This is a genomic window from Stenotrophomonas maltophilia group sp. Smal13 (assembly GCF_030236855.1).
GTDB classification, from domain to species: Bacteria; Pseudomonadota; Gammaproteobacteria; order Xanthomonadales; family Xanthomonadaceae; genus Stenotrophomonas; species Stenotrophomonas maltophilia_A.
Window position 1 is genome coordinate 1 of sequence record NZ_JASJSQ010000157.1, and the last position, 4,319, is coordinate 4,319.

Genomic DNA, 4,319 nt, shown 5'->3' on the forward strand with positions numbered 1-4,319 from the left:
ACATGGTGGTGACCACCTGGCCGACCACTTCACCGCCCTGCGAGGCGACGCCATGCGCGCCGATGGCGAGCTGGTTGGCCTGGCGGGCATGCTCGGCGTTCTGGCGCACGGTGGAGGTCAGCTCCTCCATCGAGGCGGCGGTTTCTTCCAGGTTGGCGGCCTGCTGCTCGGTGCGGCGCGACAGGTCACTGTTGCCCGATGCGATCTCGCCGGCGGCCGAGCTGATCGCGCGGCTGGACTGCTTGATGCGGGTGACGATCTCGCTCAGCTGCGCGGCGGTGGCGTTGGCGTCGTCTCGCATACGGGCGAACACGCCCTGGTAGTCGCCGTGCATGCGCACGGTCAGGTCACCCTGCGACAGTGCGGCAAGCAGCCCGGAGATCTGTTCGATGCTGCCGGCGTTGGCGTCGAGCAGGCCGTTGATCTGCTGGGCCAGCTGCAGGAAGAAGCCTTCCTTGTCGCTGGAATCGATGCGGCCGGACAGGTCGCCGGCAGCAGCCTGGGCGATCACGCGGGCCACTTCGGCTTCCACCTGCGCTTCCTGGGTGCGGTCGCGCCATTCCACCACGTAGCCGACGGTGTCGCCGCCTTCATTGCGGATGGTGGAAACCACCTGGGCGAACTGGGCATCGCCGTACTGCATCGGGCGACGGGCGACGCCGTGTGCCTTCAGGTTGCCCAGCAGGGTCTGGTCCATCTCGCCGCGATGCTCCAGCACAGTGACCGGCTTGCCGATCAGCGAGGCCTGCGCGTCGAAGTCCGGCAGGTCGCGGCGCACGTCGTCCTGGTACTGGCTCAGGGTCTGCTGCAGGGCGCGATTGGTGTAGACGATGGTATTGCTGGTGTCGGTCAGGTACACGCCGGTGGAGCTGTAGTCCAGCGCGGTGCGGATGCGCAGGTTCTCGCGGGCGATGGCCTGGTCGGTTTCGGTGCGCTCGCGCAGGTCGCGCTGCATGCGCTGCATCGCCTGCATCAGTTCGCCCACTTCGTCCTGGCGGCTGACGTCGATGTGGCCATCGAGCTTGCCGCCGGCCACATCGTTGGCAACCGAGACGGCGCCGCGCACGCTGCCGACCAGGGCACGGGCAAACAGCCAGACCAGCACCAGGCCGAGTGCGGCGCCGCCCAGCAGAGCGATCGCGGTCAGCACGGCCGAGGCGGAGTAGGTGGATTCGGCCTCTTCGCGCGAGGCGCGGGCGAGGCGGTTGTCTTCGGCGATCAGCGCTTCCAGCGCCGAAGCGGCCTTGCGGTGCTTGGTGCGGGTCTCGCCGACGAAGGTATCGATGGCGTCGTCCGGCAGGTCCAGTTCCAGCATCTCGGTGACGCTGTCATAGGAGGCCAGGGCGTCCTTCCATTCCTTGGCGAAGGTGTCGAACAGCTTCTTCTGCTGTGCGTTGTCGACCAGCTTCGGATAGTCCTTGATCGACTTGTCCATGCTGGTACGCAGCTCGACGGTCTGCTTGCGTGCATCAGCCTTGACGTCGTCACTGGCGCGGATCAGCTGCTGGTAGGCGGCGTTGCGGTATTCACCCAGCATGCCGCGCATCTCGCCGGCCATGCGGATGCTCTCCATGCGAGAACCCGCCAGCTCGGTGGTGACGTTGTTCAGCGAGTGCAGGCCGCGATAGGCGACGATACCCTGCAGCAGCATCACCAGCAGGAGGACACCGAAGGTCAGCAGCAGCTTCGGCATCAGTTTCAGGTTGTTGATCCACGGCATGGGCGTTGCGAGCTCCTAAGGCAGACGCGCCCGGGCATCGGGCCCGGTTGCAGCAGAAACCACGCCGGCACCAGGTCCGGCGTGGTTCGACGGACAGCGGATTACTTGATGTTGGCCAGCTTCAGGCCGGCCGGCGAGCTGACTTCGATTTCGGCGCGCGAGGCGTCGCGCTGGATCTTGCCGATCACGCAGACGGTCTTGCCTTCCAGGGTTTCCAGCGGGAAGGAGAACTTGCCGCGGTTCTCGCCAGCGATGCGGGCCGAGAAGGTGTGGCGCGGGAAGGCGCCGCCCATGTACAGGAAGGTCGGCTGGCCTTCGGAACCTTCTGCGTAGCGGGCCTTCTCGACCTTGCCGCAGACCATGCCGTCCTTGCCGACCGAGCGCGGTGCCAGTTCCGGCGGGATCATGTCGGCCGACTGGGCGAACGCGGCGGAAGCAGTGGTGGCCAGGACAGCGGCCGAAACGAACGCAAGCAGGGACTTCATCGAGGTGTATCTCCGGGGATGGTGATGGTCGTTCCGGTCCTGCGCGCTCCTGCGCGACCGGCTTCTGTCCCCCTATCGGCACTGCCGGAGGGAACTGAAGGGTTTTGTGACCAGAACGTGAAGCAGGTCCGTTCGGTCAGGCAGCGGCGTCTTCAACGACGCTGGCCTGGCCCATGTCGGCGCTGTCCAGCAGGGTCTCGATGTCGAGCAGGATCAGCATGCGGTCGTCCTGCGTGCCGATGCCGGAGATGAAGCGGGTATCGACGGCGGCGCCGAATTCCGGGGTCGGGCGGATCTGCTCGGCCGACAGCGGGATCACGTCCGAGACGCTGTCGACGACGATGCCGACCACGCGGTCGTCGACGTTCAGCACGATCATCACGGTGAAGGCGTCGTAGCGGGCATCGTCCAGGCGCAGCTTCAGGCGCAGGTCGATCACCGGGACGATGGTGCCGCGCAGGTTGATCACGCCCTTGATGTAGTCCGGTGCATCCGGGACCCGGGTCACCGCGTCATAGCCGCGGATTTCCTGGACCTTGAGGATGTCCACGCCGTAGTGCTCGGCACCGAGGGTGAAGCTGAGGAATTCGCCACCGGCGCTGGCGGCGGAGCTGGTCTTGTCGTTCATCGAGGGGTCCTGGTTCTGCCGGAAGTCCCGGTGTCAGGCTCGATATCGGCCCCTCGTCGGGGGACTTTAGGTGCCGGGGGAAGGCATCCACGCATGGCGTGGATCTACCGGGGAAGATGGGGGCATCCGCGCATGGCGTGGATCTACACGGGAAGCGCTAGTGCCGGGCGCTGGCCGGCAACCTGGCAACAATGTGGATACGGTCATTGCCGGCCAGCGGCCGGCACTACCGGTCGGGAGGCCTTACAGCTCGCCGTTGCGGCGCGCCTTGCGCTGGCGGTCGATGCGGAAGATGTAGCGCTGGATGGCACTGTCGGCGCCACGCGGCAGGATGTCGAAGCGCATGCCCACGCGCTTGATCTCGATACCATTGGGTTGGCGCTGCGGCAGCAGGTTGCAGACGACCAGCTCGATCTCCAGGTCGGGGCCGTCGGGCAGCGACAGCATCGCCGGGTAGCGCTTCTGCAGGCTGAACACCGCGCAGTCGGTAGGTACGGCCACCGCCAGGCCGCCTCCGCTGATGTCCACCACCCGCATCGACAGCGCTTCGGCACGGCTCTCGCCGGCGGGGATCAGCAGCTGGGGCGAATCGGTGACTGGGGTCTCCAGCCGGTACATCTCACGTCGTTGCAGATGGACCAGTTCAATCGGCAGAGGGGCACGGAAGGCGACGTGGCCGTCGTTGTCCACACGCTGCAGTGCCTGCAGGCGGAACCGCACCAACACGCGTTCGAGCTGGGCAAAGCACAGCAGATGGTCGGCCTGTTCGGCGGCGCGGTTGGACGCCTCCTGCGGGCTGCCATCGAGCAGCAGGGTGTCGTCGTCCTCGTCGAGTTCAAGCAGCGCGGTCGGGAACGAGCGGTCGCGGCCGTCGATATGCGCATTGATCAGTGATCGCTGGTCGATCAGCGATCGCAACAGCTGCCGCAGCTGGCGCGGATTACGGACCAGGAAACGTTCGTCAGCGGCATCAGCCGCGTGGACATCATGCACTGCAGTGTCGTTGCCGTCGGACATGGAATCTACGGTCAGGGGCGGGCGCCAGCACGCGTTGGCGCGAGGCTCGATGGGGATATCGGCCACTGTGCCCGATTATGAAGTGAGAATTGCATCACTTTCCATGCGTCAGGGGTCGGATCCCTTTCCCGGAGGAAAGGGATCCGACCCGGGGTACATCAGAACTCCTGCCAGTCGCCGTCTGCGGCCAGCGCCGGCTGGGCCGTCGCCGTGCGCAGCGTACGCGCCGGGACCGGCTTTGAGGCCGGTGCGGCGGCTGCGACCTGGCGCGGTACCGGTGCCGCCAGCGGGCGTGCCGGGATGGCCGTCGTGCCCTGTGATGCCAGCCGGAAGCGGGCCACGGCTTCACCCAGCTGCACGGCCTGGTCTTCCATTGCACGTGCGGCAGCGGTGGCTTCTTCCACCAGCGCAGCATTCTGCTGGGTGGTCTCGTCCATCTGCACCACGGTCTGGTTGACCTGCTCGATGC

General features: G+C 66.5%; 4 protein-coding genes and 1 pseudogene. All 5 read right to left on the reverse strand.

Annotated features, from left to right (window positions below; all coding sequences use genetic code 11):
* Positions 1 to 1,720 (reverse strand): MCP four helix bundle domain-containing protein (locus QRO95_RS24985; RefSeq protein WP_285303711.1); only part of this gene is annotated, 1,720 nt, incomplete at its 3' end.
* Between the two features lie 101 nt (positions 1,721 to 1,821).
* On the reverse strand, positions 1,822 to 2,205 hold the full coding sequence (locus QRO95_RS24990) for a hypothetical protein (RefSeq protein ID WP_010482470.1): 384 nt from the start codon (positions 2,203 to 2,205) through the stop codon (positions 1,822 to 1,824).
* A 136-nt stretch (positions 2,206 to 2,341) separates the two neighbouring features.
* The gene (locus tag QRO95_RS24995; protein ID WP_049401162.1) at positions 2,342 to 2,833 is read right to left on the reverse strand and encodes a chemotaxis protein CheW; all 492 of its coding nucleotides are present in this window, start codon (positions 2,831 to 2,833) and stop codon (positions 2,342 to 2,344) included.
* A gap of 243 nt (positions 2,834 to 3,076) precedes the next feature.
* On the reverse strand, positions 3,077 to 3,850 hold the full coding sequence (locus tag QRO95_RS25000; protein WP_049401200.1) for a flagellar brake protein: 774 nt from the start codon (positions 3,848 to 3,850) through the stop codon (positions 3,077 to 3,079).
* 158 nt (positions 3,851 to 4,008) lie between these two features.
* Positions 4,009 to 4,319, reverse strand: a pseudogene (locus QRO95_RS25005) (methyl-accepting chemotaxis protein); the annotation flags it as partial.

Excerpts from the sequence above, each read along its gene's own strand:
- QRO95_RS24995 (WP_049401162.1), bottom strand. The coding sequence starts at position 2,833 with ATGAACGACAAGACCAGCTCCGCCGCCAGCGCCGGTGGCGAATTCCTC.
- QRO95_RS24990 (WP_010482470.1), bottom strand. The coding sequence starts at position 2,205 with ATGAAGTCCCTGCTTGCGTTCGTTTCGGCCGCTGTCCTGGCCACCACT.
- QRO95_RS25000 (WP_049401200.1), bottom strand. The coding sequence starts at position 3,850 with ATGTCCGACGGCAACGACACTGCAGTGCATGATGTCCACGCGGCTGAT.